The sequence below is a fragment of the Nocardioides sp. F233 genome (genome assembly GCF_057813895.1).
This window is the reverse complement of record NZ_JBVASH010000005.1, coordinates 177,570-202,457: the sequence shown is the minus strand read 5'-3', so window position 1 is coordinate 202,457 and position 24,888 is coordinate 177,570. Positions and strand designations below refer to the sequence as shown.

28 protein-coding genes are annotated in these 24,888 nt (G+C 72.8%); 10 read left to right on the top strand and 18 right to left on the bottom strand.

The annotated features are described in order from the left end of the window. Window positions 1–4 precede the first annotated feature (4 nt). The 11 genes from ACZYRU_RS20020 to nth form a co-directional block, all read right to left on the bottom strand. Window positions 5–964 (bottom strand): nucleoside hydrolase, encoded by a 960-nt coding sequence (locus tag ACZYRU_RS20020; protein ID WP_488958853.1) that lies wholly within the window; start codon window positions 962–964, stop codon window positions 5–7. Beyond that, window positions 961–1,842 carry a hypothetical protein gene (locus tag ACZYRU_RS20015; RefSeq protein ID WP_488958852.1) on the bottom strand — a complete coding sequence of 294 codons (882 nt, stop codon included), beginning with the start codon at window positions 1,840–1,842 and terminating at the stop codon, window positions 961–963. Before ACZYRU_RS20015 ends, ACZYRU_RS20020 begins: the two co-directional genes overlap by 4 nt. Further along, window positions 1,839–2,411 carry a hypothetical protein gene (locus tag ACZYRU_RS20010; protein WP_488958851.1) on the bottom strand — a complete coding sequence of 191 codons (573 nt, stop codon included), beginning with the start codon at window positions 2,409–2,411 and terminating at the stop codon, window positions 1,839–1,841. The genes ACZYRU_RS20015 and ACZYRU_RS20010 overlap by 4 nt, the downstream gene beginning before the upstream one ends. Beyond that, window positions 2,408–3,241: an ABC transporter ATP-binding protein gene (locus ACZYRU_RS20005; RefSeq protein ID WP_488958850.1), complete on the bottom strand. Its 834-nt coding sequence runs from the start codon at window positions 3,239–3,241 to the stop codon at window positions 2,408–2,410. The genes ACZYRU_RS20010 and ACZYRU_RS20005 overlap by 4 nt, the downstream gene beginning before the upstream one ends. Next, window positions 3,241–4,098, bottom strand: a complete 858-nt coding sequence (locus tag ACZYRU_RS20000; RefSeq protein ID WP_488958849.1) for a hypothetical protein — start codon at window positions 4,096–4,098, stop codon at window positions 3,241–3,243. Before ACZYRU_RS20000 ends, ACZYRU_RS20005 begins: the two co-directional genes overlap by 1 nt. Beyond that, complete coding sequence (locus ACZYRU_RS19995; RefSeq protein ID WP_488958848.1) at window positions 4,095–4,628, bottom strand: RNA polymerase sigma factor; 534 nt, start codon at window positions 4,626–4,628, stop codon at window positions 4,095–4,097. The genes ACZYRU_RS20000 and ACZYRU_RS19995 overlap by 4 nt, the downstream gene beginning before the upstream one ends. Window positions 4,629–4,801: 173 nt before the next feature. Next, window positions 4,802–5,578 (bottom strand): enoyl-CoA hydratase/isomerase family protein, encoded by a 777-nt coding sequence (locus ACZYRU_RS19990; protein ID WP_488958847.1) that lies wholly within the window; start codon window positions 5,576–5,578, stop codon window positions 4,802–4,804. A gap of 102 nt (window positions 5,579–5,680) precedes the next feature. Next, on the bottom strand, window positions 5,681–6,865 hold the full coding sequence (locus ACZYRU_RS19985; RefSeq protein ID WP_488958846.1) for a MarP family serine protease: 1,185 nt from the start codon (window positions 6,863–6,865) through the stop codon (window positions 5,681–5,683). A gap of 19 nt (window positions 6,866–6,884) precedes the next feature. Beyond that, window positions 6,885–7,613: an NUDIX hydrolase gene (locus tag ACZYRU_RS19980; protein ID WP_488958845.1), complete on the bottom strand. Its 729-nt coding sequence runs from the start codon at window positions 7,611–7,613 to the stop codon at window positions 6,885–6,887. Beyond that, entirely contained in the window at window positions 7,610–8,227 is a 618-nt protein-coding gene (locus tag ACZYRU_RS19975; RefSeq protein WP_488958844.1) for a TlpA family protein disulfide reductase, read from the bottom strand. Before ACZYRU_RS19975 ends, ACZYRU_RS19980 begins: the two co-directional genes overlap by 4 nt. Further along, window positions 8,227–8,943 carry an endonuclease III gene (gene nth / locus ACZYRU_RS19970; RefSeq protein WP_179729042.1) on the bottom strand — a complete coding sequence of 239 codons (717 nt, stop codon included), beginning with the start codon at window positions 8,941–8,943 and terminating at the stop codon, window positions 8,227–8,229. Before nth ends, ACZYRU_RS19975 begins: the two co-directional genes overlap by 1 nt. A 114-nt stretch (window positions 8,944–9,057) precedes the next feature. Here nth and ACZYRU_RS19965 point away from each other — a divergent pair, with 114 nt between their 5' ends. After that, window positions 9,058–9,735: a Crp/Fnr family transcriptional regulator gene (locus tag ACZYRU_RS19965; protein ID WP_141800618.1), complete on the top strand. Its 678-nt coding sequence runs from the start codon at window positions 9,058–9,060 to the stop codon at window positions 9,733–9,735. Between the two features lie 127 nt (window positions 9,736–9,862). On the opposite strand, the gene ACZYRU_RS19960 is transcribed toward ACZYRU_RS19965, so the two are convergent. The 5 genes from ACZYRU_RS19960 to sp36 all read right to left on the bottom strand — a co-directional run bounded on the left by ACZYRU_RS19960 (window position 9,863) and on the right by sp36 (window position 13,256). Then, complete coding sequence (locus ACZYRU_RS19960; protein WP_488958843.1) at window positions 9,863–10,777, bottom strand: DUF559 domain-containing protein; 915 nt, start codon at window positions 10,775–10,777, stop codon at window positions 9,863–9,865. A gap of 157 nt (window positions 10,778–10,934) precedes the next feature. Continuing rightward, on the bottom strand, window positions 10,935–11,753 hold the full coding sequence (locus ACZYRU_RS19955) for an MBL fold metallo-hydrolase (RefSeq protein ID WP_488958842.1): 819 nt from the start codon (window positions 11,751–11,753) through the stop codon (window positions 10,935–10,937). A gap of 1 nt (window position 11,754) precedes the next feature. Next, a complete protein-coding gene (locus ACZYRU_RS19950; protein ID WP_488958841.1) occupies window positions 11,755–12,624 on the bottom strand; it encodes an NUDIX hydrolase in 870 nt (289 codons plus the stop codon). Then, the gene (locus ACZYRU_RS19945) at window positions 12,621–13,097 is read right to left on the bottom strand and encodes a RidA family protein (RefSeq protein ID WP_488958840.1); all 477 of its coding nucleotides are present in this window, start codon (window positions 13,095–13,097) and stop codon (window positions 12,621–12,623) included. The genes ACZYRU_RS19950 and ACZYRU_RS19945 overlap by 4 nt, the downstream gene beginning before the upstream one ends. Window positions 13,098–13,100: 3 nt before the next feature. Next, entirely contained in the window at window positions 13,101–13,256 is a 156-nt protein-coding gene (gene sp36 / locus ACZYRU_RS19940; protein WP_179729038.1) for a Sp36 family protein, read from the bottom strand. A 64-nt stretch (window positions 13,257–13,320) separates the two neighbouring features. Here sp36 and ACZYRU_RS19935 point away from each other — a divergent pair, with 64 nt between their 5' ends. Next, window positions 13,321–13,734 carry a hypothetical protein gene (locus ACZYRU_RS19935; RefSeq protein WP_488958839.1) on the top strand — a complete coding sequence of 138 codons (414 nt, stop codon included), beginning with the start codon at window positions 13,321–13,323 and terminating at the stop codon, window positions 13,732–13,734. 5 nt (window positions 13,735–13,739) lie between these two features. Here the strand turns inward: ACZYRU_RS19935 and ACZYRU_RS19930 are convergent, their stop codons facing one another. Beyond that, a complete protein-coding gene (locus ACZYRU_RS19930; RefSeq protein ID WP_488958838.1) occupies window positions 13,740–13,892 on the bottom strand; it encodes a hypothetical protein in 153 nt (50 codons plus the stop codon). A gap of 95 nt (window positions 13,893–13,987) precedes the next feature. On the opposite strand from ACZYRU_RS19930, the gene ACZYRU_RS19925 reads away from it, so the two are divergent. The 7 genes from ACZYRU_RS19925 to bagB all read left to right on the top strand — a co-directional run bounded on the left by ACZYRU_RS19925 (window position 13,988) and on the right by bagB (window position 22,004). Further along, window positions 13,988–15,136, top strand: coding sequence for a sensor histidine kinase (locus ACZYRU_RS19925; RefSeq protein ID WP_488958837.1), 1,149 nt, complete (start codon window positions 13,988–13,990; stop codon window positions 15,134–15,136). Further along, complete coding sequence (locus tag ACZYRU_RS19920) at window positions 15,133–15,810, top strand: response regulator (protein ID WP_488958836.1); 678 nt, start codon at window positions 15,133–15,135, stop codon at window positions 15,808–15,810. Before ACZYRU_RS19925 ends, ACZYRU_RS19920 begins: the two co-directional genes overlap by 4 nt. Next, window positions 15,807–16,559 (top strand): inositol monophosphatase family protein, encoded by a 753-nt coding sequence (locus ACZYRU_RS19915; protein ID WP_488958835.1) that lies wholly within the window; start codon window positions 15,807–15,809, stop codon window positions 16,557–16,559. Before ACZYRU_RS19920 ends, ACZYRU_RS19915 begins: the two co-directional genes overlap by 4 nt. A 76-nt stretch (window positions 16,560–16,635) precedes the next feature. Then, window positions 16,636–17,337 carry an ABC transporter ATP-binding protein gene (locus ACZYRU_RS19910; RefSeq protein ID WP_488958834.1) on the top strand — a complete coding sequence of 234 codons (702 nt, stop codon included), beginning with the start codon at window positions 16,636–16,638 and terminating at the stop codon, window positions 17,335–17,337. Continuing rightward, on the top strand, window positions 17,337–19,754 hold the full coding sequence (locus tag ACZYRU_RS19905) for an ABC transporter permease (protein ID WP_488958833.1): 2,418 nt from the start codon (window positions 17,337–17,339) through the stop codon (window positions 19,752–19,754). The genes ACZYRU_RS19910 and ACZYRU_RS19905 overlap by 1 nt, the downstream gene beginning before the upstream one ends. Before the next feature lie 37 nt (window positions 19,755–19,791). After that, the gene (bagA, locus tag ACZYRU_RS19900) at window positions 19,792–20,790 is read left to right on the top strand and encodes an ATPase BagA (RefSeq protein ID WP_488958832.1); all 999 of its coding nucleotides are present in this window, start codon (window positions 19,792–19,794) and stop codon (window positions 20,788–20,790) included. After that, window positions 20,790–22,004, top strand: a complete 1,215-nt coding sequence (bagB, locus tag ACZYRU_RS19895; RefSeq protein WP_488958831.1) for an ATPase BagB — start codon at window positions 20,790–20,792, stop codon at window positions 22,002–22,004. Before bagA ends, bagB begins: the two co-directional genes overlap by 1 nt. 50 nt (window positions 22,005–22,054) lie before the next feature. Here bagB and ACZYRU_RS19890 read toward each other — a convergent pair whose 3' ends face one another. Then, on the bottom strand, window positions 22,055–22,336 hold the full coding sequence (locus tag ACZYRU_RS19890) for a WhiB family transcriptional regulator (RefSeq protein ID WP_488958830.1): 282 nt from the start codon (window positions 22,334–22,336) through the stop codon (window positions 22,055–22,057). Between the two features lie 205 nt (window positions 22,337–22,541). Between ACZYRU_RS19890 and ACZYRU_RS19885 the strand changes: the two genes are divergently transcribed. Then, entirely contained in the window at window positions 22,542–24,866 is a 2,325-nt protein-coding gene (locus ACZYRU_RS19885; protein WP_488958829.1) for a transglycosylase domain-containing protein, read from the top strand. Window positions 24,867–24,888: the final 22 nt, after the last annotated feature.

Sequence of the window (24,888 nt, the reverse complement as noted above, 5' to 3'; positions counted from 1 at the left end):
CGGCTCAGAACGCCGCTGCGCAGGCCTTCTCGACCATCGCCCGCGGGACCTCGCGGACGACGGTGACCGGGCCGTCCCCGTCACGGACGAGCAACCCGTTGCCGTCGGTGCGCCAGGTGCCGCGCAGGGTGTTGTCGTGCCGAGCGTCGACGAAGGACGCGGCGGCCGCGACGTCCCACCACTGGTCGAGGGCGCCGGGCACGGCGATCCCGCCCACCACCGGCGCCGCCAGCGCGTCCGGCGTACCGAGAGGGACGGCGTCGGCCGGCACCAGCGTCACCGGCACCTGAGCGGCCAGCGCCGGGTCGAGGACCGCGACGAGCGCGGCCGGGTCGGCGGCGGCGTTCCACTCGGCGATGCCGTCGTCGTCGTTGTGCGTCGTACCGGCCATGGCGTGGATCCCGGCCAGGCTGCGGTACGCCGCCGGCGCGCGCCGGGCGAGCTCGGCCAGGTCGGTGAGCGGGCCGAGGGCGACGACGGAGAGGCCGGGCCGGCTGGCCGCCAGGCCGGCGAGCAGCGTCGTGGCGTCGGCGGCCGCGAGCGGCACCGGCTCGACGTCGAGGTCCAGGCCGGACCCCGCGGCCGCGTCGACCCGCCACTGCGCGGGGAACGGGTGGCCGCCGGGGCCGCGGTCCGCCGTACCGCAGGCGACCGGCGGCGCCGGAGTGTCGAGGTCGCGGAACAGTGCGACGAGGATCGGGCGGCCCTCCTCGCAGCCGACCAGCCCCGTCGGGGCGATCGTCACGGCCTCGACGCGGACGTCGGGATGGCGCACCAGCAGGGCGATCGCGACCAGGTCGTCGCGGCCGAGGTCGGTGTCGACGACGACCGGCCGCGCCTCGGCGGTCTTGGCCGCAGCCAGCTCGAGCGGCCCGGTGGGCACTCGTTCCCCGTCGTCGTCGACCGGCGCGCACGCCACGAGCAACGCAGCACCCAGGATGGCCGCGAGAGCAGGTGCTCTCACGGAGCGACGGCCTGCTGCAGCCCTACGCCGAGCACGGCCACGACCAGGCCGGCGACGAGCAGCACCCGGCGCGGCCGGCCACCGAGCGCGATCCCGGTGGCGAGGATGACGAGGCCGACGATGTACAGGTCGTGCCAGGCCGCGAGCCAGGGCGACACGACCAGGCGGGCCCAGTAGTCCTGGTACTCACCCGGCACGGACAGCAGCCAGTCGGCGGGGAAGGTCGTCGGGTCGGCGTCCCAGGCGCCGACCCGGACCTGGAACGGCTGCACCTGCAGCGGCGCCATCAACCGGGCGAGGTCCCCGGAGAACGCCCAGTACGTCGCGCCGCACAGGAACCAGAAGACCGTGAGCAGCACAGTGCTCGCCACCCTGCTGCGCACGACCTTCACGACCGCGGCTCCGAGGGCGACCGCGAAGGCGGCGAGCAGGACGAGCTGCACCAGCTCGGGAGGCGTGTAGAAGGCGTGCTCCGTACGACCCGGCTCGTCGCCCAGGCGCACGCCACCGGTGGCCTCGAGGGTCAGGGCGCCGGCAGCGACGACGACAGCGGCCACCAGCACGAGGACCAGCCCGGCGAGCAGGCGGGCCGCAGCCCGAGCGCCCGGCGTCATCGGGGCGTCGTCGGCGACGCCGGACCGGCACCGGGAGAAGCAGCCGGTCATGGCGATCGAGAAGCCCAGCCACATCGGCGCCAGCGCGGCCTGGTAGCCCTGGTAGCGGGCGCTGGCCCAGTCGTCGCCGGTCTGGCGGAGCCACCACGCGGTGGCCAGGATGCCGAGCCAGGGCGCCGGGTGCAGCAGCAGGCGGCGGGCCTCGATCAGGGCCAGGGCACGGACCGCACCGGGACGGTCGGTCGTGAGGGGAGCGGTGGTCATCGGGTCCTCCGAGGATGCTGGATGGAGCGGGCGATCCCGAGCAGCCCGACGGCGGTGGCGGCCAGGCAGGCCGGCCAGGGGTGGGACTGCCAGGCGAAGAGCACCTCGCCGAACGTCCCGCGGGGAGCGGCAACGGCCGCGAACCCCCAGGCCAGGGGTACGGCGGCGCCCGCGCTCACCCCGGTCACGCCCGGGACCCACGCGGTCACGGCGAGGCCGGCGGCAAGCAGCGCGGCCGGCTGACCCAGCGGCCAGCCCGGCGCCCCGTGCAGGTGCTCGACCGCGACGTAGACGCCCCACGCGCCTGCGGCTGCGGGCACGAGCAGCGCGAGCCGGCGGGACCGGCGTCGTACCTCCGAGACGGGGACGGCCGCCAGCAGGTCCGCGGCACGGTCGTGCAGCCCACCGACCACCGCCGCGGCGAGCGCCGCGGACGCGATGCCCAGCAGGCCGGCCCGCCCGACGTGGAGCGGAGCCGTCGCGAGCGACAGCGCAGCCAGGGCAGCGGCCGAGGCCAGCAGCGGGGACCACGGGGTCGAGCGCGCGGTCGGCACCACCCAGGCCGTCACCGGTGCTCCCGGCGGGCGAGCAGGAGGTACCCGTCGTCGAGGGTCGGCTCGACCACGGTGGCGCCGGACGGCGGCTCCCCGAGGTGGCGGTAGCTGCCGCCCGACGTGAGCCAGCTCCGCAGCGCCTGCGGGTCCTGGCGATCGTCCTCCCAGACCCGGCCGGCGGCCAGCGCGGCCAGCTCGGACGGCGTACCGGTGAACACGATGCGCCCCTCGAGCATCACGACGACGTGCTGGCACAGGGCCGAGACCTCGCTGATGTTGTGGGTGGAGAGCAGCACGGTCGGGGTGTCGGCGAGCAGCGCGCGCAGCCGCAGCCGCTGGTCCGGGTCGAGGCCGTTGGCCGGCTCGTCGAGGACGAGCAGCTCCGGGCGCCCGACGAGGGACGCAGCGAGGGCGACCCGTTGCCGCATGCCCCCCGAGAGCCGCCGGATCTTGCGGTGCATCACGTCCTCGAGCCCGACCGCCTCCAGCACCCGCCGGGCTTCGGTACGACGCCACGTGGCGTCGCTGTGCTCCTTGAGGACGGCGACGTAGTCGACGAAGTCGAAGGGCGTGAATCCCGCGTACAGGGCGGGGTTCTGCGGCAGGTAGCCGATCCGGCGCCGGATCTCGACCAGCTCCCGCGGGTCCGCGGGGTCGCGGCCGAGGACCGACAGCGCACCGCTGTCGGGGGCGAGCACCGTCGCCGCCATCCGCAGCAGCGTGCTCTTCCCGGCGCCGTTCGGCCCGAGCAGCCCGACGATCCCGCGCTCGGCAGCGAGCGAGACGGCGTCGACGGCCGTCTGCCCGCCGTAGCGCTTGGTGACGTGGTCCAGGCTGATGCCCATCACATGCTCCTCCGGTAGCCGATGGCGTCGCGTCGTACGACGGCCAGGGACGCGCCGCCGAGGGCGACGGCGAGCGCGCCCCACTGGGTGGCCGGGTTCGCGAGCAGAGCGGTGATCGAGCCGACGTCGATGCCCCCACCGGAGCGGCCGAGCGCGATCGCGACGGTGGCCCAGACGGCGGCGATGCCGAGTGCGACGGGGAGCGGGTCGATCCGGGTCGTGCCGAGCGCGAGGGTGATCGCGGCGAGGGCGGCGCCCGGCAGCAGCCAGGCGACCACGTCGGTGGCCGGGACCGCTTGCCCGAGCGCGCTCACGAGGGCGAGCGATCCGTAGACCACGGGCAGCGCCAGCGCCGAGACGACGAGCGCCCGCAGCGCGACCAGGCGCAGCCCGGCGACCGGCGTCGCGAGCCCGATCTCACCGGCCGGGTCGTGGCTGGGACGGTAGGCGAGGGTGACCGCCGCCATCGGCGTGAGCGGGGCGAGCACGAGGAGCGCGAGCAGCCCGCCCTCACCGGCGATCGCGGAGCCGAGCAGCGGCACCAGCCCGAGGACCAGCGCGGCGGCGGCCGCGGCACGGAGCAGCGGCGGGGTGGCGACGGCGGTCCGGAACAGGCCCGGCGTCCCCGCCAGCCGCAGCACCCCGTGCCGCGATCCCCGGTCGACGTCGTCGGCGAGACGCAGCCAGGCCGCCTCGGTCGTGCTGGTGTCGCTCAGGGTGGCCAGCAGCGAGCGGCAGTCGGCGCACGCCAGCAGGTGGGTCTCGGCGGAGCTGTCGCGCAGGGTGCGCTGGCCGGCCGACCCGAGGTAGGACCGCAGGTCCTCGGCGGACAGGTGCCAGGTGGGCTGGGTCGTCACAGCAGTGCCTCTCTCAGCTGGAGCCGCGCACGGCTCATCCGGCTCTTCACGGTGCCGCTGGGGATCCCGAGCAGCCGGGCGGCCTCCCGGGTGGTGAGGCCGTCCAGGACGGTGGCCTCGACGACGGCGCGCAGCTCGGGCGCCAGCCGCCCGAGCGCCAGGCCCACGTCGCTGTTGTGCAGCGCGAGCAGCACGGTCTCCTCGGTCGACACGACGTCGTCGTGCCGCAACCGGGTGAGCCGCTCGACCACGGACTTCCGCGGGCGGACGTGGTGGAGCAGGGTCCGGATCGCGATCCCCCAGATCCAGGCGGCGACCTCGCCCTCCCCGCGGTAGGAACCCGGCTTCTGCCAGATCACGAGGAAGGTGTCATTGACCGCCTCGGCGACGATCTCGGGGTCCCCGCACCGGTGGGACGCGCGCGCCGACAGCCACGGCTGGTGCCGCACGAACAGCTCGTGCAGCGCCCCGCGGTCGCGCTCGGCGATCGCCGCGATGAGCTCGCGGTCGGTACGTCGGTCTTCGGTCACACTGGTCTGTTCCGTCGAGACCCCCGTTCGGTTCACGGGGATTTCGGGTCAGTGTGGCCCGGGTCAGCGCGTCGTACCTGACGAATGGGCTGCACAACGTGCTGATCTGCAACCCAATCGTCAGGTACGACGGTGATCGGGCTGCAGGACGCGGTACCTCCAGCGCGACCGGCTCAGCCGTTGAACCTCGGCGCCCGCTTCTCCACGAAGGCCGCCACGCCCTCGCGCCCGTCGCGGCTCTCGGCGAGGGTGCGGATCGACAGGGTCTCCTTGCGCAGCGCGGTCTCCGGCGTCGGCGCGGCGACCTCTCGCAGCAGCCGCTTGGCCGCGGCGTTCGCGGTGGCGGAGCCGGCGGCGAGGGCGTCGACCACCTGGTCGACGGTGGCGGCGAGCTCGTCAGCGGGTACGACGCGGGCGACCAGGCCGGCGTCGTACGCGTCCTGGGCGGTGAGCAGGTCGCCGAGCAGGGCCAGGCGCAGGGCGCGGTGCAGGCCGAGGGTGTGGACGAGCAGCGAGCTGCCGCCGTCGGGCGAGAGGCCGACCTTCGTGTAGGCGAGGCTGAACTTCGCGCTGTCGGCGGCGATCACGACGTCGGCCGCGGCGGCGAGCGGGAAGCCGGCGCCGGCCGCAGTGCCCTGGACGGCGCTGACGACGATCGCGTCCGAGCGGACCAGCTCGCTGACGACGCGGTGCAGCGCCTCGGCGAGGTCGTCGATGAAGCCGGCCACGTCGTCGGCACCGGCGAAGGCGCCGAGGTCGCCACCGACCGAGAAGAACCGCCCCTCCGCCGCCAGCACGACGACCCGCGCGCCGTCGCGCTGTGCGGTGCGGACGGCGTCGTGCAGCTGGGCGACCGAGCCGTGGTGGATCGGGTTGCCGCGGTCACCGTCGGCGAGGGTGATCCGGGCGACGCCGGCGGCGTACTCGTAGCGCACGAAGCTGTCGGTCATGGCGCCCATGATGGCGCAGGGCGGATGCCGGCAGCGCGGCGGGAGGCGACCTCCGGGAACTTGCTTTGCTTTCGCGTCGCCGGAGACGCGCTCGGCCAATTGCTAGGACGCGCAGTCGCCGGTGTCGACCTCGCCGTCGTCGGTGCCGGGCGCGGTGCCGGCACGGGCGCTGGCCTGCACCTGCTGGGCGGTGAGGGCGTACCCGGTCTCCGGGTCGGTCACCGAGGCCGCGAAGACGACGCCGGCGATCTTGCCCTGCGGCGTGACGATCGGGCCGCCGGAGTTGCCGGGGCGGACCAGGCCGCGCAGCGAGTAGACCTCGCGGACGACGGTGCCGTTGCCGTAGATGTCGGGCGAGCGGAGGTTCTGCATCGCGCGGACCCGCCCGGTCTGGACGTCGAAGGGCCCGTCCTGCGGGTAGCCGACGATCGCGACCGGGTCCTCGGCGCCGACGGTGGTGTCGAACTTCAGCACCGGGGCGTCGTCGGTCTCCAGCGCCAGGACGGCGATGTCGAGCTCGCGGTCGTAGAGCACGACCCGGGCCAGCTCGGTGCCGCCACCGATGCTGACCTCGGGGTCGTCGACGCCGGCCACGACGTGGGCGTTGGTCATCACGCGGTCCGGGGCGAAGACGAAGCCGGTGCCCTCGACGCCGCGACCGCAGTCGTTGGCGCCGCGGATCTTGACCACGCTGGACCGGGTCGCCTTGACCGGCTCGGTGCCGGGCAGGTCGGTCGGGCCGGGCGCGACCTCGACGATCCGCTCGGGGGCGAAGGGCTCGAGGTAGCGGGGGAAGAAGCCGGTGCCGACGACGTTGTTGAAGGCCTGCAACGCATTGGGCGCCGACTCCGGCAGCACCTCGTTGACCTTCGAGAGCACGACCGAGCTGCGCACCATCGAGGTGACCGAGCCGATCCGGGTGCCGGAGATCGCGACGCCCAGCGCCCACGCGACGAGCAGGACGGCGAGCCCGCTCAGCAGCGCGCCGCCGATGGCGTCGAGCGCCCGCGCGGGCTGCCAGGTGATCCGCTCGCGGACCCGGGCGCCGGCGTACTGCAGCACGGCCTGGCCCAGCGAGGCGCACAGGATGACGATGAACAGCGCGCCGAGCGAGACCGCCAGGGACGGCTTGAAGTTGCCGAGGACGAAGGGCGCGAGCAGGATGCCGCCGAGACCGCCCGAGAGCAGGCCGATCGTCGCGAAGGCGCCGGTGATGAAGCCCTGCCAGTAGCCGGACAGGGCGTACGCCGCGACGAGGACGACGAGCAGCCAGTCGAGGACGTTCACGCGAGGCTCACTCGGCGGCTCACTCGTTGGGCTCCAGGATGTCCATGCCGTCCCCCGCGTCCTCGTCGGCAGCTGCCGCGGCGGCCGTCCGGCGGACGTGCTCGGCGAGCATGTAGTCCGGGAGATCATGCACCGGCGGGTCCGCCACTGGTGGGAGCCACCCGAGGAAGTCGAAGAACCGGGTCAGGATCCCGCCCGTGAAGCCCCACAGGATCACGTCCTTGTCGGGGCCGATGAGGAAGCCGGGCCCCATCCAGCCGCCGGGGTGGCGCACCTGGATCCGGTGCTCGGGGGCGAACAGCTCCTCGAGCGTGACGTGGTGGATCGCGTGCACCTCCTCCGGGGAGGCGACCTCGATCGGCGCCGGGTCGCGCCACCAGCCCAGGACGGGGGTGACCGCGAAGTTGGACGGCGGCAGCCACAGCTCGGGCAGCGTGCCGAAGACCTCCACGCCGGCCGGGTCGACCCCGATCTCCTCGTCGGCCTCGCGCAGTGCGGCCTCGACCACGGTCTCGCCGGGGTCGATGCTGCCGCCCGGGAAGGAGACCTGGCCCGGGTGGGAGCGCATGTCGTGGGCCCGCTCGGTGAGCAGCACGTCGTGGTCGCCGAAGAGCATGAGCACGGCGCCGCGGCGTACGGGCTTGTCCTTCGGCGGCAGGAAGGCGGTCAGGTCGCTGCCCTGGATGGCGCGCGCGCCGGCTGCGACCGGCAGCAGCCAGTCGGGAAGGTCGGCGGGCAGGTCGCTCACTTCGCGCCCTTCGTGACGTCGATGCCGAGCTGCTCGCGGACCAGGGCGACCACCTCGTCGGCCGTGGTGACCCCGCCGACGTGGGGGCGGGACACGGTGCCGTCGGCGGACACGAACAGGAAGAACGGCAGGCCCTTGCCGAGCTCGGCGTCGGTCTTCTGCAGGTCGCCGCACGCGTCGGCCAGCGACGGGTAGGTGACGCCGCTCTGCTGGGCGAGGTCGATCGCCGCACCGGGGTAGGTGTCGAGGTAGTTGACGCCGATCACCTGGACCTGGTCGCCGTGCGCGGCGTAGAAGTCCTGCAGGGCAGGCATCTCCTTGCGGCACGGACCGCAGTTGGACGCCCAGAAGTTGAGGATCGCCGGCCCCTTGATCGCGTTCAGCCGCACGCTGCCCTTCTCGCCGAGGCAGTCGAGGTTGACCGACGGCAGCCCGGTGTCGGTGCCCGTCGCCGGGATCGTCCGGCAGCTGGCGATGCCCGCCGCCTCCCGGTCCCCGACGAGGTCCTTGGAGGCGACGTCGACCTTGCACGCGAAGCTCGGCGCGACGCTGTCGCAGCCGGTGAGGAGGACCCCGGCGGCGAGCAGGGCCACCGCGGCGGCGCGCAGACGCATCAGTTGGGCCCCTCGGTGCGGACCAGCTTCTCGGCCTCGACCGGGTCCGTCGGGCCGGTGCCGTACGACGGGCACCACCGAGCGACGGGGCAGGCACCGCACGCGGGCTTCTTGGCGTGGCAGCGGCGCCGGCCGTGCCAGATCAGGTGGTGCGACAGCATCGTCCAGTCCCGCTTGGGGAACAGCGCGCCGACGGCGTGCTCGACCTTCACCGGGTCGGTCTCGTCGGTGAAGCCGAGGCGCCGGGCGAGCCGGCCGAAGTGGGTGTCGACGGTGATGCCGGGGACGTCGAAGGCGTTGCCGAGGACCACGTTGGCGGTCTTGCGGCCCACGCCCGGGAGGGTGACGAGGTCGTCGAGCCTCGCGGGCACCTGGCCGTCGTACTTCTCCACGAGGGCGGCGCTCAGCTTGAGCAGCGACTCGGTCTTGGCCCGGAAGAAGCCCAGCGGGCCGACGATCTGCTCGAGGTGGGCCCGGTCGGCGGCGGCCATGGACGCGGGGTCGGGGTACGCCGCGAACAGCGTCGGGCGCACCGCGTTGACCCGCTTGTCGGTGGTCTGCGCCGACAGCACGGTGACCACGAGGCACTCGAAGGGGTTGTCGAAGTCGAGCTCGGCCTTCGCGTCGGGGTAGGTCTCCCCCAGCACCCGGTCGATCTTCCGCGCCCGCCTCACGAGCTGGGTCGACGTCTCCTCGGTGGTGTCGATCGGCCGCACGGACGCCACCCTACGGTGTGGGTACGACAGTCCCGCCCTGCGCGTCGGGTTAGATGTGACATGCCGCACTGGCTAGGATGCCGCCGACCGGGTTTTACGTTCTTTGGAGGAAGCGTGGACAACGACGTACTCCGTCAGGCGCCACTGTTCAGTGCCCTCGACGACGAGGCAATGGCAGGGCTGCGCACGTCGCTGGCCACGACCCGGCTGCGCCGTGGTGAGGTTCTGTTCCACGAGGGCGACAGCGGCGACAAGCTGTACGTCGTGCTCGAGGGCAAGGTGAAGCTCGGCCGCACCTCCTCCGACGGGCGCGAGAACCTGCTCGCGATCATGGGCCCCGGCCAGATGTTCGGCGAGCTGTCGCTCTTCGACCCGGGCCCGCGCTCGGCGACCGTCACCTGCGTGACCGACGCGGAGTTCGCGTCGCTGTCCCACGAGGACCTGCTGCGTTGGCTCGAGGGTCGCCCGACCGTGGCCCGCGGGCTGCTCGCCCAGCTGGCCGCCCGGCTGCGCAAGGCCAACGACGTCGTCGCGGACCTGGTGTTCTCCGACGTCCCCGGCCGCGTCGCCAAGGCGCTGCTCGACCTCGCCGACCGCTTCGGCCGCACCGCCGACGACGGCGTCCACGTGCACCACGACCTCACCCAGGAGGAGCTCGCCCAGTTGGTCGGCGCCTCCCGCGAGACGGTCAACAAGGCGCTCGCCGACTTCGCCTCGCGCGGCTGGCTGCGCCTGGAGCCTCGCTCCGTGGTCATCCTCGACATGGAGCGGATGTCGCGCCGCGCGCGCTGAGCCCGTTGCTCGACCACCTGATCAAGCTGCTCGATCGAGCAGCTTGATCGGTTTTCGGGGCCTCGAACCTGATCGAACCGATCGATCGATCAGTTGGGTCTCGCCTCCGAGAGGCGGCAGCCGGGGCTCACGCCGCGAAGTGCACCTGCCAGCGGTCGTTGAGCTGCGGAACGTCCCCCCAGCCACGCAGGACCAACTGCCGGCGTACCCGCTCGAGCGTCCGCAGCGGGCGCCGATAGATCCCATCTGCCGTCACGACCAGGACGCGATATCCCTCGTCGTCGAACTCCTCGCGGCGCTCGAGATCTGACTGCCACTGCCGGGGGTCTTCGGCGTGCTGCCGGCCCTCGTACTCGACGACGACCTTGACGCGCTCGTAGCAGAGGTCATATCGCCGGCGCCAAGCTCCGTCCTCCCAGCGCCGGATGACATTGACGGAGGGCTCCGGTAGTCCGGCCAGGACGATCAGCAGCCTCAGACGAGTCTCCATCGGCGAGTCCACGCCGTCCCGCACGAACGATGCGGCGTCCCGCGCAAGGCCGGCGTAGTAGGCGTCTGTGCCGGCACACACCTCGCGGAGGGCGGCGGCCTTGATCTTGTACTTCCGGCAGAGCGCGTCCCCGAGCACGACCAGGTCGACGAAGCTCAAGGTCCCGGCGCAATCGATGAAGGTCTCACACGGATCGCTGACCCGCATGCCACGCACCACGATGATCCGCCGCTTTCGACACGTGACGTGGGGTTTGATCTGAGGTCGGAAGCGACGCTCGGACTCCTTGCGGACGGTGACGTGGACGAATGGGTGGTCTGGCACCGGGAGTCCCAACACAGCGACCGCGCTCAGACGGCTGACGAACGCCCACGGTGGGTGCAACGCCAGCGCCGCTCGGTAGAGAGAGTCGCTGTCGTACGCCGCTTCCCGCACCCATACGCACCTCGTCAGCTGCCGGAACTCCTTGGTCCTGAGCTCGCGTCGATGGCGTCCTGCCGCTTCGAACTGTTTGGTCAGGAAAGGACGGTTGAGGTCGAGTTCGTCGGTCACGGACTCGAGCATGATGAACGGCGATCATTCCGGCAGGCGTCATCCACAGGCGGCAGGTTCGGCCGACGCAAACCCCGCACCCAACTGGCGCAATTGATCGGTTCGCCCGGGTCAGCGGCACCAACAGACGAGCCAACCGCGCAATTGATCGACTTGGTCAGCGCCGCGCGAGGTAGGCGAGCTGGGCTCGCACCGACGACTCCGCGGCGCCCCACAGCGACTCGTCGACGTCGGCGTACACGACCTCGACGACCTGCCGCGGCAGCGCGGGGTCCTCGGCGACGTCGGCCGGCAACCGGGCCGGCGACAGCCCGAGGCGCTGCAGCGCGGACTCGACCTGGGCGAGGCGCTCGCGGCGGTGCACGACGTAGTGGTCGAGGACGCCGGCGGCGTCGGGGAGCACCGGACCGTGGGCGGGCCACAGCGAGCTCGCCCGGCCCTCGGCGACGAGAGCGCGCATCCGGGCGATCGAGTCGAAGTACGAGCCGAGGTCGCCGTCGGGGTGGACGATCACGGTCGTGCCGCGGCCGAGCACCATGTCGCCGGTCAGCAACGCGCCGTCGGCCTCGACGAGCAGCGAGACCGAGTCGGTGGTGTGGCCGGGGGTGGTGAGCACCTCGACGTCGAGCCCGCCGACCGACAGCACCTCACCGTCGGCCAACGGGTCGGAGCGCCAGCACTGCGCGGGATCGAGGCCGCGGACGCCGCAGCCCATCCGCTCGGCGAACGAGCGCGCGGCCTCGGTGTGGTCGAGGTGGTGGTGCGTGACCACGACGGCCTCCACCTGGCCGGCGACCTCCGACACGGCATCGAGGTGGTCGTCGTGCAGCGGGCCCGGGTCGACCACGATCGAGCGGCCGGAGCCGGGCTCGCGCAGCACCCATGTGTTGGTGCCGTCGAGGGTCATGATGCCGGCGTTGGGGGCGAGCACGCAGCGGCCGCGGTCGCCGTACTCGCCTCCGGTCCACGGATCCACGTCAGGACCTCCGCGCCGCCAGCAGGGGACGCAGCTGGTCGGGCATCGACAGCGTGAACCCGTCGCCGAGCGGCTCGACCTCGGGCATGAACATGCTGACCGTGCGGTCCCGGGTCGCGGCCATGACGGCGTCGACCGTGCCCATCGCGCCGACTTCCAGGCAGGTGAGGTACGTCGGCGGCAGCATCGCCATCGCGCCGGCCTCGGTCTGCGCGACCGCGTCGTGGGCGGCGAGCCAGACGACCTCGGAGGACTCGGAGGAGACGTCGCGGGTGACCTGCCCCTCGGGCAGGTGGGCGACGAAGAACCACGTGCGGTAGCGCTTCGGCTCGAAGACCGGCGTCAGCCAACCGCTCCAGATGCCGAGCAGGTCGGTGCGCAGCACCAGCCCGCGACGGTCCAGGAAGTCGGTCATCGACAGCTCGCGCGACTCCAGCATGACCCGGTCGGCCTCCCAGTCGTCACCGGTGGTGTCGGCGACGACGGAGTCGGCGGAGGTGCCGGCGAGCAGCACGCCCGACTCCTCGAAGGTCTCGCGGACCGCGGCACAGACGAGCGCGCGGGCGACGTCCTCGGTCGTACCGAGCCGGGCCGCCCACTCGGCCGGCTGCGGACCTGCCCAGGCGACGGAGTGGTCGTAGTCGCGCGGGTCGACACCGCCGCCGGGGAACACGCACATGCCCCCGGCGAAGTCCATCGTGGTGTGGCGGCGCAGGATGTAGATCTCCGGGCGCCCCTGCGCGTCCGGGCGCTGCAGCACCACGGTCGCGGCATCCCTCGGCTCGGCAGCCTCGCGCCGCCCGTCGCCGTACTCCGCCGCGAGGTCCGCGACGTGTGCCGGCAGCGGGATCGGCGGCAGGGGGATCCTCACAGAGCCGCCATGATCTCGGCGACGACCTCGACCTCCACCGGCGAGTCCAGCGGCAGCACGGGTACGCCGACCGCGGACCGGGCGTGGATGCCCGCGTCGCCGAAGACGTCACCGAACAGCTCGGAGGCGCCGTTGGCGACACCGGGCTGGCCGGTGAAGTCGGGCGTCGAGGCGACGAACGCGACGACCTTGACGATCCGCACGTTGGCGAGATCACCAGCAACGGAGCGGATCGCGGCGATCGCGTTGAGCGCGCACTGGCGTGCGCACGCGTAGGCGTCCTCCGCGCTCACCGTGTCGCCGACCTTGCCGGTCGCCATCAGTGCGCCCTCACGCATCGGCAGCTGGCCGGCGGTGTAGACGTGGTTGCCGCTGCGGACCGCGGGGACGTACGCCGCCACCGGCGGAACGACAGCGGGGATGGTCAGGCCGAGCTCGGCCAGGCGCTCGTCCGGGGTGCTGTGCGCGGTCACGGCTCAGCCCTCGACCGGGCGCTTGAAGTAGGCGATGTCGTTGCCGCCCTGGCCCGGGATCAGGGTCACGAGCTCCCAGCCGTCCTGGCCGAAGTTGTTGAGGATCTGCGCCGCGACATGGTTGAGGACGGGCGCCACCTGGTACTCCCACTTGGTCATGGGCTGACCTTACTCAGCGGGCGCGTCATGTGACGCGGGTCACAGGGTGTGCAACGATGCCGCGGTGAGCCTCGACAACGCCGTCTGGATGCTGACCGCGCTGGCCGCGGTCGTCGTGCTCCTGACCAGGATGCGGCTCTCCTCGGAGCACGCCCAGTCCGGCCACGCCGTCGTCCCCCTCGCCGTGGTCAACGCCCACACGCTCATCGGGGTGGTCGCGCTGGCGGTGTGGATCTACTACCTCACCTCGCCCAGCGGCGGCATCGGCGCGCTCGCGCTGGTCGCCTGGTGGCTCGAGGTGCTGCTCGGGATCCTGATCCTGGCGCGGTGGTTCGCGCGGCCCGGCAAGCACGCCGCCGACACCACGGGCGACACCTGGGCCGAGGGACCGTCGCTGTCGATCCTCGGGCACGTCGGGATGCTGCTCGGGATCGGCTTCTTCACCTGGGTGGTGCTGGCCGACAAGATCGCCGGCTGAGCCTCTCAGCCGTAGCGGTTCACGACCCAGAGCAGCTCGCGGTAGGCGTCGTCATCGTCCGGAGGCGGCGGGTCGACGTCCTGCGTGGTGCGCAGCGTCTCCGGTTCGATCGGCGGCGGCAGGTGCTTGTAGCGCTCCAGCCGGGACTGCTCGGCCATGGCAACTCCTTCCGACGTCTTCGATGGTACGTCAGCCGCGGCAGATCCACCCGTGGTCTGACGCCCGGGCGGCCGCGCCCGTCTACGGTGGCCCGGTGCATCGGCAACCCTGGCGCCTCGGGCCGCGCGGCGAGCGGTGGTTCGACCTCGGCCTGACCGGGTGCCTGCTGCTGCCGGTGCTCCCGTACCTGTTCTTCGTCGACGCCACCGACGGCCTGCTGATGCTCGTCCAGATCACCCCGCTCGTCGTACGCCGGCGCCGGCCGGTCCCGGTGTTCGCGGCCGTCGCCGCGGGCAGCGCGGTCCAGGCGCTGGTGACCGACCACCCGCTGTGGAGCCAGTTCGCGTTCCCGATCGCGCTGTACTCCGTCGCCCGCTATGCCGGCCCGCGCTGGGCGGCCGCGGCCCTCGGCACCGGGCTGCTGGGCGCCGCGATCGCCGCCGTCGACTGGTTGCGCGGCTTCGGCGCGAACATGCTCACCCCGGAGAACATCGCGGCCTACTCGGTCACGATCGGCCTCTTCGTGGTCGTCGCCTGGACGCTCGGCACGCTCGGCCGCACCCGCCAGGCGTACGTCGACGCGCTGGTCGAGCGCGGCGAGCGGCTCGAGCGCGAGGCCGCCCAGCAGGCAGCGCTGGCCGCGATGGAGGAGCGGCACCGGATCGCGCGCGAGATGCACGACGTGGTGGCGCACGGGCTGACCACGATCGTCGTCCAGGCCGACGGCGCCCGGGCCGCCGCCGCCCACGACCCGAGCGTGACCGGTCCCGCCCTGTCCACCATCGCCGCCACCGGTCGGGAGGCGATCGCCGAGCTGCGCCGGATGCTCGGCCTGTTGCGCGCGGAGGAGGCGACGACCGTGCCCCAACCGCGCCTCGCCGACCTGCCGGCGCTGCTGGACGACGCGCGCGCGGCGGGGACGGTGGTCGACGCCCAGCTCGCCCCGTTGCCGTCCGTGTCGGACGGGGTCGCGCTGACGACGTACCGGATCGCGCAGGAGGCGTTGAGCAACGTCCGCAAGCACGCGGGCCCCGGCGCCGCAGCCCGGGTCGGGGTGTGGGTCGAGGCGGGTGCCGTGGTGGTCGAGGTGACCGACGACGGGCGCGGCGCGGCGGCGCACGACGACGGGCGCGGACTCGGCCTGGCCGGCATGCGCGAGCGGGTCGACGCCCACGGCGGCTCCCTGACGACCGGTCCGTCGGCGGGCGGCGGTTTCCGCGTGTGCGCGAGGATCCCCCTGTGACGGACCTTGGGAGCGAGCAGATCCGGGTGTTCCTCGTCGACGACCAGGACCTGGTCCGCGCGGGCTTCCGGATGCTCATCGACAGCCAGCCCGACCTGACGGTCGTCGGCGAGGCCGGCGACGGCGGTCAGGCGCTGGAGCAGCTCTCGGTGACGCGCTGCGACGTCGTCCTCATGGACGTGCGGATGCCGCGCCTCGACGGCGTCGAGGCCACCCGCCGCCTCGCCGAGTGGCCCGAGGCGCCCCAGGTGATCGTGCTGACCACCTTCGACCTCGACGAGTACGCCTTCGCCGCGATCCGTGCCGGTGCCGCGGCCTTCCTGCTCAAGGACGCCACCCCCGACACCCTCCTCGACGCCATCCGCACCGTCCACGCCGGCGACTCCGTCGTCGCCCCCAGCACGACGCGCCGCCTCCTCGACCACTTCGCCGGCACCCTGCCCGACCCTGCTTCCCCGGCCCCCGACGACCGCCTCGACGCCCTCACCGACCGCGAGCGCGAGACCCTCGTCCTCGTCGGCCGCGGCCTGTCCAACGCCGAGATCGCCGCGGACTTCGTGGTCTCGGAAGCCACCGTGAAGACGCACATCGGGCGGTTGCTCGCCAAGACCGGCTCGCGGGACCGGGTGCAGCTGGTCGTGCTGGCGTACGAGACGGGGCTGGTCCGGCCGTGACCTCCGACGCCGAGGTCGCCCGGGCAGCGGCCGCCGCGGGTGCGTCCGTCGTCCGGAGCAGGTACGGCGGCCGCCTGGTCCGGCACGCGAAGACCGGCACCGACTTCGCGACCGACGTCGACCTCGACGCCGAGGCCGCGATCCTCGCCGTACTGGCTCGTGAGCGTCCTGACGACCTGCGGATCGGCGAGGAGGGCGGCAGCACCGGCGATGCGACGTCGCGCCGGCGGTGGCTGGTCGACCCCCTGTGCGGCACGCTCAACCTCGCCGCCGGCACACCGCTGGTGGCGGTGAACGTCGCCCTGCAGGTCGACGGCCGGACCACGGTCGGTGTGGTCGTCGACCCGATCGCCGACCGGACCTGGTCGACGGACGCACCGCCGGCCCCGGATCCCGTCTCGGGACTGGTCGACGTGAACTGTGACGGCCCGACCGACCGGCCCTTCCTCGGGGCGCAGCTGATCGCGGATCCCGCCTTCCGCCGGGCATTCGGGCCACGGGTGGTGTCCTCGACGCTCGCCCTGGCGTGGGTCGCGACCGGAGCGCGGGCGGCGTACGTGACCGACGGGCAGGTCGTCGACAGCGTGCACTTCGCCGCGGGGATCGCCCTGTGCCGCGCTGCGGGCTGCGTGGTGACCGACCTGCACGGCGACGCCGTGGAGACCGGTCGCGGGCTGGTCGCGGCCGCGGACTCGTCCACGCACACCGCCCTGCTGGCGCTGGCGAGACCGCACCTCACGTCCACCTGAGGTCCACCCGTCGTCGTACCCCGGATCAACCCGTGGCCTGACGATCCACCCGCCGATCCCGGCGAGGCTCGGTGTCATGACCTCCCTGCTCGCCGCCAGCGCTCGCGGCCTCACCAAGTCCTTCGGCCGCGGCGACACCCTCGTCCACGCCCTGCGCGGCGTCGACCTCGACCTCCCCGCCGGCCGCTTCACCGCCATCATGGGGCCGTCCGGGTCCGGCAAGTCCACGCTGATGCACTGCCTGGCCGGCCTGGACCAGCCGACGGACGGCACCGTCTCCGTCGCCGGCCAGCCCCTGGAGAACCTCGGCGACGACGCGCTGACCCGGTTCCGGCGCGACCACGTGGGCTTCGTGTTCCAGGCGTTCAACCTGCTGCCGATGCTCACCGCCGAGCAGAACATCTGGCTGCCCACCGAGCTCGCCGGCCGCGTCCGCAGCAACGACGCGCAGCAGCGGTTCGCCGCCATCGTCGAGACCCTCGGCCTCACCGAACGCCTCGGGCACCGGCCGGCGGAGCTGTCGGGCGGCCAGCAGCAGCGGGTCGCGATCGCGCGGGCGCTGCTGGCGGGGCCGGCGATCGTGTTCGCGGACGAGCCGACCGGCAACCTCGACAGCACCAGCTCGGCCGAGGTGCTCTCGCTGCTGCGGCAGTCCGTCCGCGAGCTCGGCCAGACCGTCGTGATGGTCACCCACGAGATCGAGGCGGCGCAGTACGCCGACGAGATCGTCGTCCTCGCCGACGGCCGGATCACCGAGCGCCGTGAGGTCGCGGCCTGATGCGCACCGTGATCCTGGCGTCGCTGCGCACCCACACCCGGCGGTACGGCGCCGCGCTCCTCGCCGTGGTCATCGGCTCCGCGTTCATCGTGGTCACCGCAGCCCTGTCCTCGTCGATGCGGGCGGGCCTGACCGCGGGCCTCGGTGAGCCGTACGACGGCGCCAGCGTCGTCGTCGACAGCCCGTCGGCCGCGGACGCGGGCAGGCTCCTCGACGCCTCCCAGCAGGACGGCGCCGATGCGTGGCTGATCGGCTGGACGATGCAACAGGTGGCCGTCGCCGGCAAGGTGATCGACACCGACACCGACATCGGCCAGCTGCCCGACCGACCGAGCCGTCGCTGGCAGGAGCTCGTGCAGGGCCGGTTCCCGGGCGGCGCGGGCGAGGCGGTCGTCGACACCAACACCGCCAAGGTCGAGAAGATCGCGGTCGGCGACCGGCTGCGGATCGGCACCGGCGGCGACGCCCTCGACGTCACCGTCGTCGGCCTGGTCGACTCGCCGTCGACGTACGCCTACGCCTCGGTCTACGTGCTGTGGTCGGACCTCGCCCGTTGGCAGGACCAGCTGTTCGTCACCAGCCTCGCCTGGGCGGGGACGGACGCGACCACCACGATCCACGACGTCGTGCCGGACGCCGAGGTGGAGTCCGTCGACGGCTACGTCCAGGACCTCCAGAAGCAGGTCAACAACGGCGTCGACATCGTGCAGGTCGTCGTGCTGCTGTTCGGCGCGATCGCCCTCGTGGTGGGGGTCCTGGTCATCAACAACACCTTCACGATCCTGTTCGCGCAACGCAGCCGCGACTTCGCACTGCTGCGTTGTGTGGGCGCGACCCGGCGCCAGGTGCTGCGCTCGGTCCGGCTCGAGTCGCTCGCTCTCGGCGTGCTCGCCGCCGTCATCGGGGTGCTGACCGGGCTCGGGGCTGGGCACGGCCTGGTCGCACTGGTCCGTGCGCAGTGGCCGGAGACCCGGCTCGGCGAGCCCCACGTGACCGCGGCCTGGCTCGCCGGTTCCGCTGCCGTGGCCGTCGTGGTCACCCTCGTGGCGGCCTGGCTGCCGACCCGCCGGGCCGTTCAGGTCAGCCCGCTCGCCGCGCTGCGCCCCGACGACAGCACCCGGGTCCGCACCCGCACCGGCCGGATCCGGCTGGCACTGGGCGCCCTCACCCTCGCGACCGGTGCCCTCGGCCTGGCCGCGGCGATCGCCACCGCCAACGTCGGCGCCCTCGCCGTCGGCGGCACCCTCGTCTTCGCCGGCGTGCTGCTCTTCGGACCGGTCCTGGTGCCCGCCCTGATCCGCTCGGCCGGGCCGCTCACGCAGCGGCTGCTCGGGCCGGCCGGACGCCTCGCTGCCGGCAACGCCGTACGCAACCCCCGCCGGACGGCCGCCACCGCGGCCTCGCTGCTCGTCGGCGTCACCCTGACCACCGCCGTGCTCACCGGCATGGCCAGCTCCCGCAGTGCCCTCGCCGCCGACACGGACCAGCAGCACCCGATCGACCTCGCCGTCACCGGCACCGCTCCACTGCCCGCCGACGCGGAGGCCAGGCTGCGGGCGATCGACGGGGTCGTGGCCGCCGTACCCGTCCCCGGTGCGGTCGCCCGGATCGGCGACCTCGCCCCGCTCCCCCTCCTGCCCGCCGCGACCACGGGAGCCGCGAAGGTGCTGCACGGCGACCTCCCGACGCCCGGTCCGCGGCAGGTGCTGGTGCCGTGGGACCTGATCGGCGACGGCATCGAGGTCGGCGACGTCGTCCGGGTCACCGTCGGCGACAGGAGTCGCGAGCTCCGGGTCGCCGGTGGTGAGGGCTGGGGCGAGGCCGCCCTGGTCCGCCGTACGACGCTCGACCGGCTCGCCCCGGACGCCGGCATCCAGGCGGTCTGGCTGCGCGCCGCCGAGGACGCCGACCCGGAAGACCTGGCCGGCTCGGTCGAGGCGGTGGCCTCGCCGCTCGACGCGGGCGTGGAGAACGGCCTGGCCCGGCGGGCGTACGTCGACACCCAGCTCGACGTGCTCACCGGCGGTGTCGTCGGCCTGCTCGCCATCGCCGTCCTCATCGCCCTGGTCGGCATCGGCAACACCCTCGGACTGTCCGTGCTGGAGCGCGGCCGCGAGCACGCGCTGCTGCGGGCGCTCGGCCTGACCCGCCGCCAGGTACGCCGGATGCTCGCCGCCGAGGCGGTCCTGCTGTCCGTCGTGGCGACGCTCATCGGCACCGCGCTGGGCGTGCTGTTCGCCTGGACCGGCGTACGAGCGATCGTGCAGCCCGCGGTCGACGGCGCCAGCCTGGTCCTGCCCTGGGGCCAGCTCGCGGCGGTGGTGACGATCTCCGCCCTGGCCGGTCTGGTCGCCGCGGTCCTCCCGTCGCGCAAGGCGTCCCGGATCACACCGGCCGCAGGGCTCTCGCTGGACTGACTCCCTCACCCGACGGAGCCTCGCTAGGCTCCGTCGGGTGAGCGATTGGCCGAAGGTGCGTCTCCACGTCGTCACCGGCAAGGGCGGCACCGGGAAGTCGACGGTCGCGTCGGCCCTCGCGCTCGCCCTCGCGACCCGCGGCAAGAACGTGCTGCTGTGCGAGGTCGAGGGCCGCCAGGGCATCGCCCGGATGTTCGACGTCGACCCGCTGCCCTACCAGGAGCGCCGCCTCACGACGGGCCTCCCGGACGACGACGGCGGCCGCGGCGTCGTCCACGCGCTGCACATCGAGGCCGAGTCCGCGCTGCTGGAGTACCTCTCGATGTACTACCGGCTCGGCCGCGCCGGCAAGGCCCTCGACCGGTTCGGCGTCATCGAGTTCGCCACCACCATCGCGCCCGGCGTCCGTGACGTGCTGCTGACCGGCAAGGTCTACGAGGCCGTGCAGCGCAACAGCCGCAACAAGAACGCCATCGAGTACGACGCCGTCGTGCTCGACGCGCCGCCGACCGGCCGGATCACCCAGTTCCTCAACGTCAGCAACGAGCTCGCCGGGCTGGCGAAGGTCGGGCCGATCAAGGCCCAGTCCGACACGATGATGACCCTGTTCCGCTCGCCGCGCACGGCGGTGCACCTGGTCACCGTGCTCGAGGAGATGCCGGTGCAGGAGACCGCCGACGGCATCGCCGAGCTGCGGGCGGCGAAGCTGCCCGTGGGCGGCGTGATCGTCAACCAGGTCCGGCCGCGCGACCTCGACGCAGACGACCTCGCCGCCGCCCGCGCCGGCACCCTCGACCGCGGCCGGATCGAGGCCGACCTCACCGCGGGCGGCATCACCGTCAGCCCGACCCTCGTCGACGGCCTGCTCGCCGAGGCCGCCGACCACGCCGAGCGCCGGGCGCTCGAGGACTCGCAACGTGAGCTGGTCGCCGGGCTCGACGTGCCGTCGTACGAGCTGCCGCGGATGGCCGGCGGCATCGACCTCGGCGGGCTCTACGAGCTCGCCGGCCTCCTCCGAGAGCAGGGAATGGCGTAATGGCCCGCAGCAGCGCCCACCGTCCCTCCCGCGTCGGCCCGGCCACCGGCCCCGGCCACCACGCCGACCCCCTCGACATCGACGCCCTGCTCGACGACCCCGGCACCGGGATCATCGTGTGCTGCGGCTCCGGCGGCGTCGGGAAGACCACGACCAGCGCCGCGCTCGCGCTGCGTGCGGCCGAGCGGGGCCGCAAGGTCGTCGTGCTCACCATCGACCCGGCCCGCCGGCTCGCGCAGTCGATGGGCATCGAGGAGCTCGACAACACCCCGCGGCCGGTCACCGGCGTGGAGGGCAGCGGCCACCTCGACGCGATGATGCTCGACATGAAGCGCACCTTCGACGAGGTGGTGCTCTCCCAGGCCAGCCCGGAGAAGGCCAGGCAGATCTTGGCCAACCCCTTCTACATCGCGCTGTCGAGCTCGTTCGCGGGCACGCAGGAGTACATGGCGATGGAGAAGCTCGGCCAGCTGTACCGTGAAAACGTTTCTCCGCAAACGGCTGTTGCGGGGGGCCAGGACGCCGGGACCTACGACCTGATCGTGGTCGACACCCCGCCGTCGCGCTCGGCGCTCGACTTCCTCGACGCCCCCGAGCGGCTCTCCAGCTTCCTCGACGGCCGGTTCGTGCGGCTGCTGCTGATGCCCGCGAAGGGTCCGGCCAAGCTGATGACGGCTGGGATCGGCCTGATCACCAACGCGCTGACCAAGATCCTGGGCGCTCAGTTCCTCAAGGACCTCCAGACCTTCGTGACCGCGCTCGACACCGTCTTCGGCGGTTTCCGGCAGCGGGCGCAGCAGACCTACTCGCTGCTCAAGGCCGACGGTACGGCGTTCCTCGTGGTCGCCGCGCCCGAGGCGGACGCGCTGCGCGAGGCGGAGTACTTCGTCGAGCGGCTCAGCGAGGACGACATGCCGCTGGCCGGCCTGGTCGTCAACCGCGCCAGCCCGGACCCGGGCGACGCGCTGTCGGCCGACGAGGCGATGACCGCGGCCGAGCGGCTGCGTCGTACCGACGACGGCTCGCTGACCGCCGGGCTGCTCCGGCTGCACGCCGACCGGGTGCGCATGGTCGAGCGCGAGCGCACGCTGCGCGACCGGTTCGCGACCGCGCACCCCCAGGTGGCGACGGCCGTCGTACCGGCGCTCGCCGGTGACGTGCACGACCTCGACGGCCTGCGCCGGGTCGGCAACCTCCTCGCCCGGCGCCACTGACCGAGGTCAGCAACGCCGGAGAAGGCGGTTGTCTCCGTCAGTTGTCTCCGTCAGACGACGGGGATGATCTGCTCGTCGCGCGCGTCCTCGAGGACCTTGCGCCACGAGGCAGCGGGACGACGCCGGAGGAGAGCACGACGCTCCCGCTCGGTCATACCGCCCCAGACACCCCACTCGATCTGGTTGTCGAGTGCCTCGGCGAGGCACTCGGTGCGTACGGCGCAGCTGGTGCAGACCTGCTTCGCCTTGTTCTGCTCAGCGCCACGGACGAACAGCTGGTCCGGCTGCTGGTCCCGGCAGGCGGCGCGCGGCGCCCAATCCTCAACCCACATGTGTGTCCCCTGTACTTCCCACATCCGAAGAGCCGTCGCCCCCACAGCGCTCGGTCTCCTCGACTGGACCAAAGTAAAGGAGGATCGCCAATACTGATATCGCTCATTGGGCCCAACCTGTCTAGTCACATCGGACTAGACAGGGGACGAGTGCCTGACCCCCGACGAGTCGGGGACGTGGGGCAGGGTCCCGTACCCTGACCGCATGTCTCGCACCCGGTTCGACGGCCTGCCCCCAGGGAAGGTCGCATCCCACCTCGGCGTGATGCTGCTCGTCGCTGTCGTGCTCGGCGTCGTCGTCTCCGGCCTGGCGATCCCGTTCGCCGGCGTGCTCGGCTTCTCCGCGCGCAACGTGTCCGAGTCGGTCGACGACCTGCCGCAGGAGCTGGAGACCGAGCAGCTGCCGCAGCGCACCGAGGTGCAGGACGCCGAGGGCAAGACGATCGCGACGCTCTACGACCAGAACCGGGTCAACGTCCCGCTGCGCCAGATCTCGCGCACCATGGTCGAGGCGATCGTCGCGATCGAGGACTTCCGCTTCTACCAGCACGGCGCGCTCGACCTGAAGGGCACGCTGCGCGCCCTGCTCACCAACCAGGCAGCCGGTGGCGTCGCCCAGGGTGGGTCCTCGATCACCCAGCAGCTCGTGAAGCTGACCCTGATCACCCAGGCCGAGGGCGACAAGGAGGCGATCCGGGCCGCCAAGGAGGACAGCTACGGCCGCAAGCTGCGCGAGCTGCGCTACGCGATCGCCCTCGAGAAGCGGCACAGCAAGGACTGGATCCTCGAGCGGTACCTCAACACGGCGTACTTCGGCGACGGCGCGTACGGCATCCAGGCGGCCGCCCAGCACTTCTTCGGCGTCAACGCCAAGGACCTCAAGCTGCGCCAGGCCGCGCTGCTGGCCGGTCTCGTGCAGAGCCCCGAGGCCTACAACCCGACCCGGAACGCCGCCCAGGCCAAGGTCCGTCGCGACATCGTGCTCGAGCGGATGGCCCAGCTGAGCGTGATCTCGCAGGCCGACGCCGACAAGGCCAGGGACCGCAAGCTCGGCCTGCACGTGCAGGAGCAGCCCAACGGCTGCGTGAACTCCGAGGCCCAGTTCTTCTGCGACTACGTCGTTCGCTGGCTGATGGCCGACCCCGCCCTCGGCGCCACCGAGCAGGAGCGCAAGCGGCTGATCTTCAACGGCGGCCTCACCATCAAGACGACGGTCGACCTGCGCTACCAGAAGGCCGCCAACGCGGCCGTCGCCTCCCACGTCTACAAGGACGACCAGGCCATCGGCGGTCTCGCGCTGATCGAGCCCGGGACCGGCGACGTGAAGGGCCTGGCCCAGTCGCGGCCGATGGGCAAGAAGAAGGGCGAGACCTTCCTCAACTACGCCGTGCCGACCCAGTACGGCGACGCGGCCGGCTTCCAGCCCGGCTCGACGTTCAAGGCGTTCGTGCTCGCAGCGGCGATCAACCAGGACATCCCGCTGACCCAGCGCTTCCCCGCGCCGCCGACCCTGACCGTCAACCTCCGCGACTTCACGACCTGCGACGGGCCCTACCAGAGCAGTGAGACGTGGAGCCCGAAGAACTCGACCAGCGCCTCGGCCTCCCCCAACCTCTACGAGGGCACCCAGAAGTCGGTCAACACCTTCTTCGTCAACCTCGAGAAGGCGACCGGCATCTGCGAGCCGTGGAAGCTGGCCCGCGAGATGGGCATCACCGAGCTCACCAAGGCCGCGCAGGTCCCGTCGTTCACCCTCGGCATCGCCGACGTGAGCCCGCTGGAGATGGCCGAGGCCTACGCCACCTTCGCCGCCCAGGGCCTGCACTGCGACGCCCGGCCCGTCACCGAGATCGCCGACGCCCAGGGCAACGTGCTCAAGAAGTACGAGAAGCAGTGCACCCAGGTGCTCGCCAGTCCCGTCGCCAACGCGGTCAACGACGTCCTGCGCGGCGTGGTGTCCTCGGGTGGCTTCGCCGCCGCGCAGTACCCGGGCCAGCCGGCGGCCGGCAAGACCGGTACGACCAGCGACAACAAGGCCGTGTGGTTCGTCGGCTACACCCCCAACCTCGCCGGTGCGGCGATGGTCGCCGGCGTGAACCCGCAGGGTCACCCCGAGTCGCTCGACGGCAAGGCCGTGGGCGGCCGGACCCTCTACTCGTCGTCCGGCTCCACGACCGCCGGCCCGATCTGGGGCGACGCGTTCAAGGCCGTGGCCCCGTTCCTCGACGACGTCGACTTCACCCGCCCGTCCTCGTCCGACGTCCGCGGCCTGCTGATCACGGTCCCGGCCGTGTCCGGCAAGTCGTACGACGACGCGAAGGCGACCCTGGAGGGCCTCGGCTTCACCGTCGTCAACGGCGGCATCGTCGACTCCGCCGTCGGCCAGGGCCTGGTCGCCTACTCCGCCCCCGGCACCGGCGCCCGGCTCGCCTCGGGCGACACGGTGACGCTCTACGTCTCCGACGGCACGCCCAAGCAGAAGAAGGGCAAGGGGAAGAAGAACAAGGGCCGCGGGAACGGCCGGGGCTGACCCCGACCGTCGCCGTTTGTAC

What these genes read in the sequence shown, in the direction of transcription:
- ACZYRU_RS20015 (WP_488958852.1), bottom strand. Translation starts at nt 1,842, where the DNA reads ATGACCACCGCTCCCCTCACGACCGACCGTCCCGGTGCGGTCCGTGCC.
- ACZYRU_RS19885 (WP_488958829.1), top strand. Translation starts at nt 22,542, where the DNA reads ATGTCTCGCACCCGGTTCGACGGCCTGCCCCCAGGGAAGGTCGCATCC.
- ACZYRU_RS19910 (WP_488958834.1), top strand. Translation starts at nt 16,636, where the DNA reads ATGACCTCCCTGCTCGCCGCCAGCGCTCGCGGCCTCACCAAGTCCTTC.
- sp36 (WP_179729038.1), bottom strand. Translation starts at nt 13,256, where the DNA reads ATGACCAAGTGGGAGTACCAGGTGGCGCCCGTCCTCAACCATGTCGCG.
- ACZYRU_RS20005 (WP_488958850.1), bottom strand. Translation starts at nt 3,241, where the DNA reads ATGGGCATCAGCCTGGACCACGTCACCAAGCGCTACGGCGGGCAGACG.
- bagB (WP_488958831.1), top strand. Translation starts at nt 20,790, where the DNA reads ATGGCCCGCAGCAGCGCCCACCGTCCCTCCCGCGTCGGCCCGGCCACC.
- ACZYRU_RS19990 (WP_488958847.1), bottom strand. Translation starts at nt 5,578, where the DNA reads ATGACCGACAGCTTCGTGCGCTACGAGTACGCCGCCGGCGTCGCCCGG.
- ACZYRU_RS19890 (WP_488958830.1), bottom strand. Translation starts at nt 22,336, where the DNA reads ATGTGGGTTGAGGATTGGGCGCCGCGCGCCGCCTGCCGGGACCAGCAG.
- ACZYRU_RS19930 (WP_488958838.1), bottom strand. Translation starts at nt 13,892, where the DNA reads ATGGCCGAGCAGTCCCGGCTGGAGCGCTACAAGCACCTGCCGCCGCCG.
- ACZYRU_RS19975 (WP_488958844.1), bottom strand. Translation starts at nt 8,227, where the DNA reads ATGCGTCTGCGCGCCGCCGCGGTGGCCCTGCTCGCCGCCGGGGTCCTC.
- ACZYRU_RS19905 (WP_488958833.1), top strand. Translation starts at nt 17,337, where the DNA reads ATGCGCACCGTGATCCTGGCGTCGCTGCGCACCCACACCCGGCGGTAC.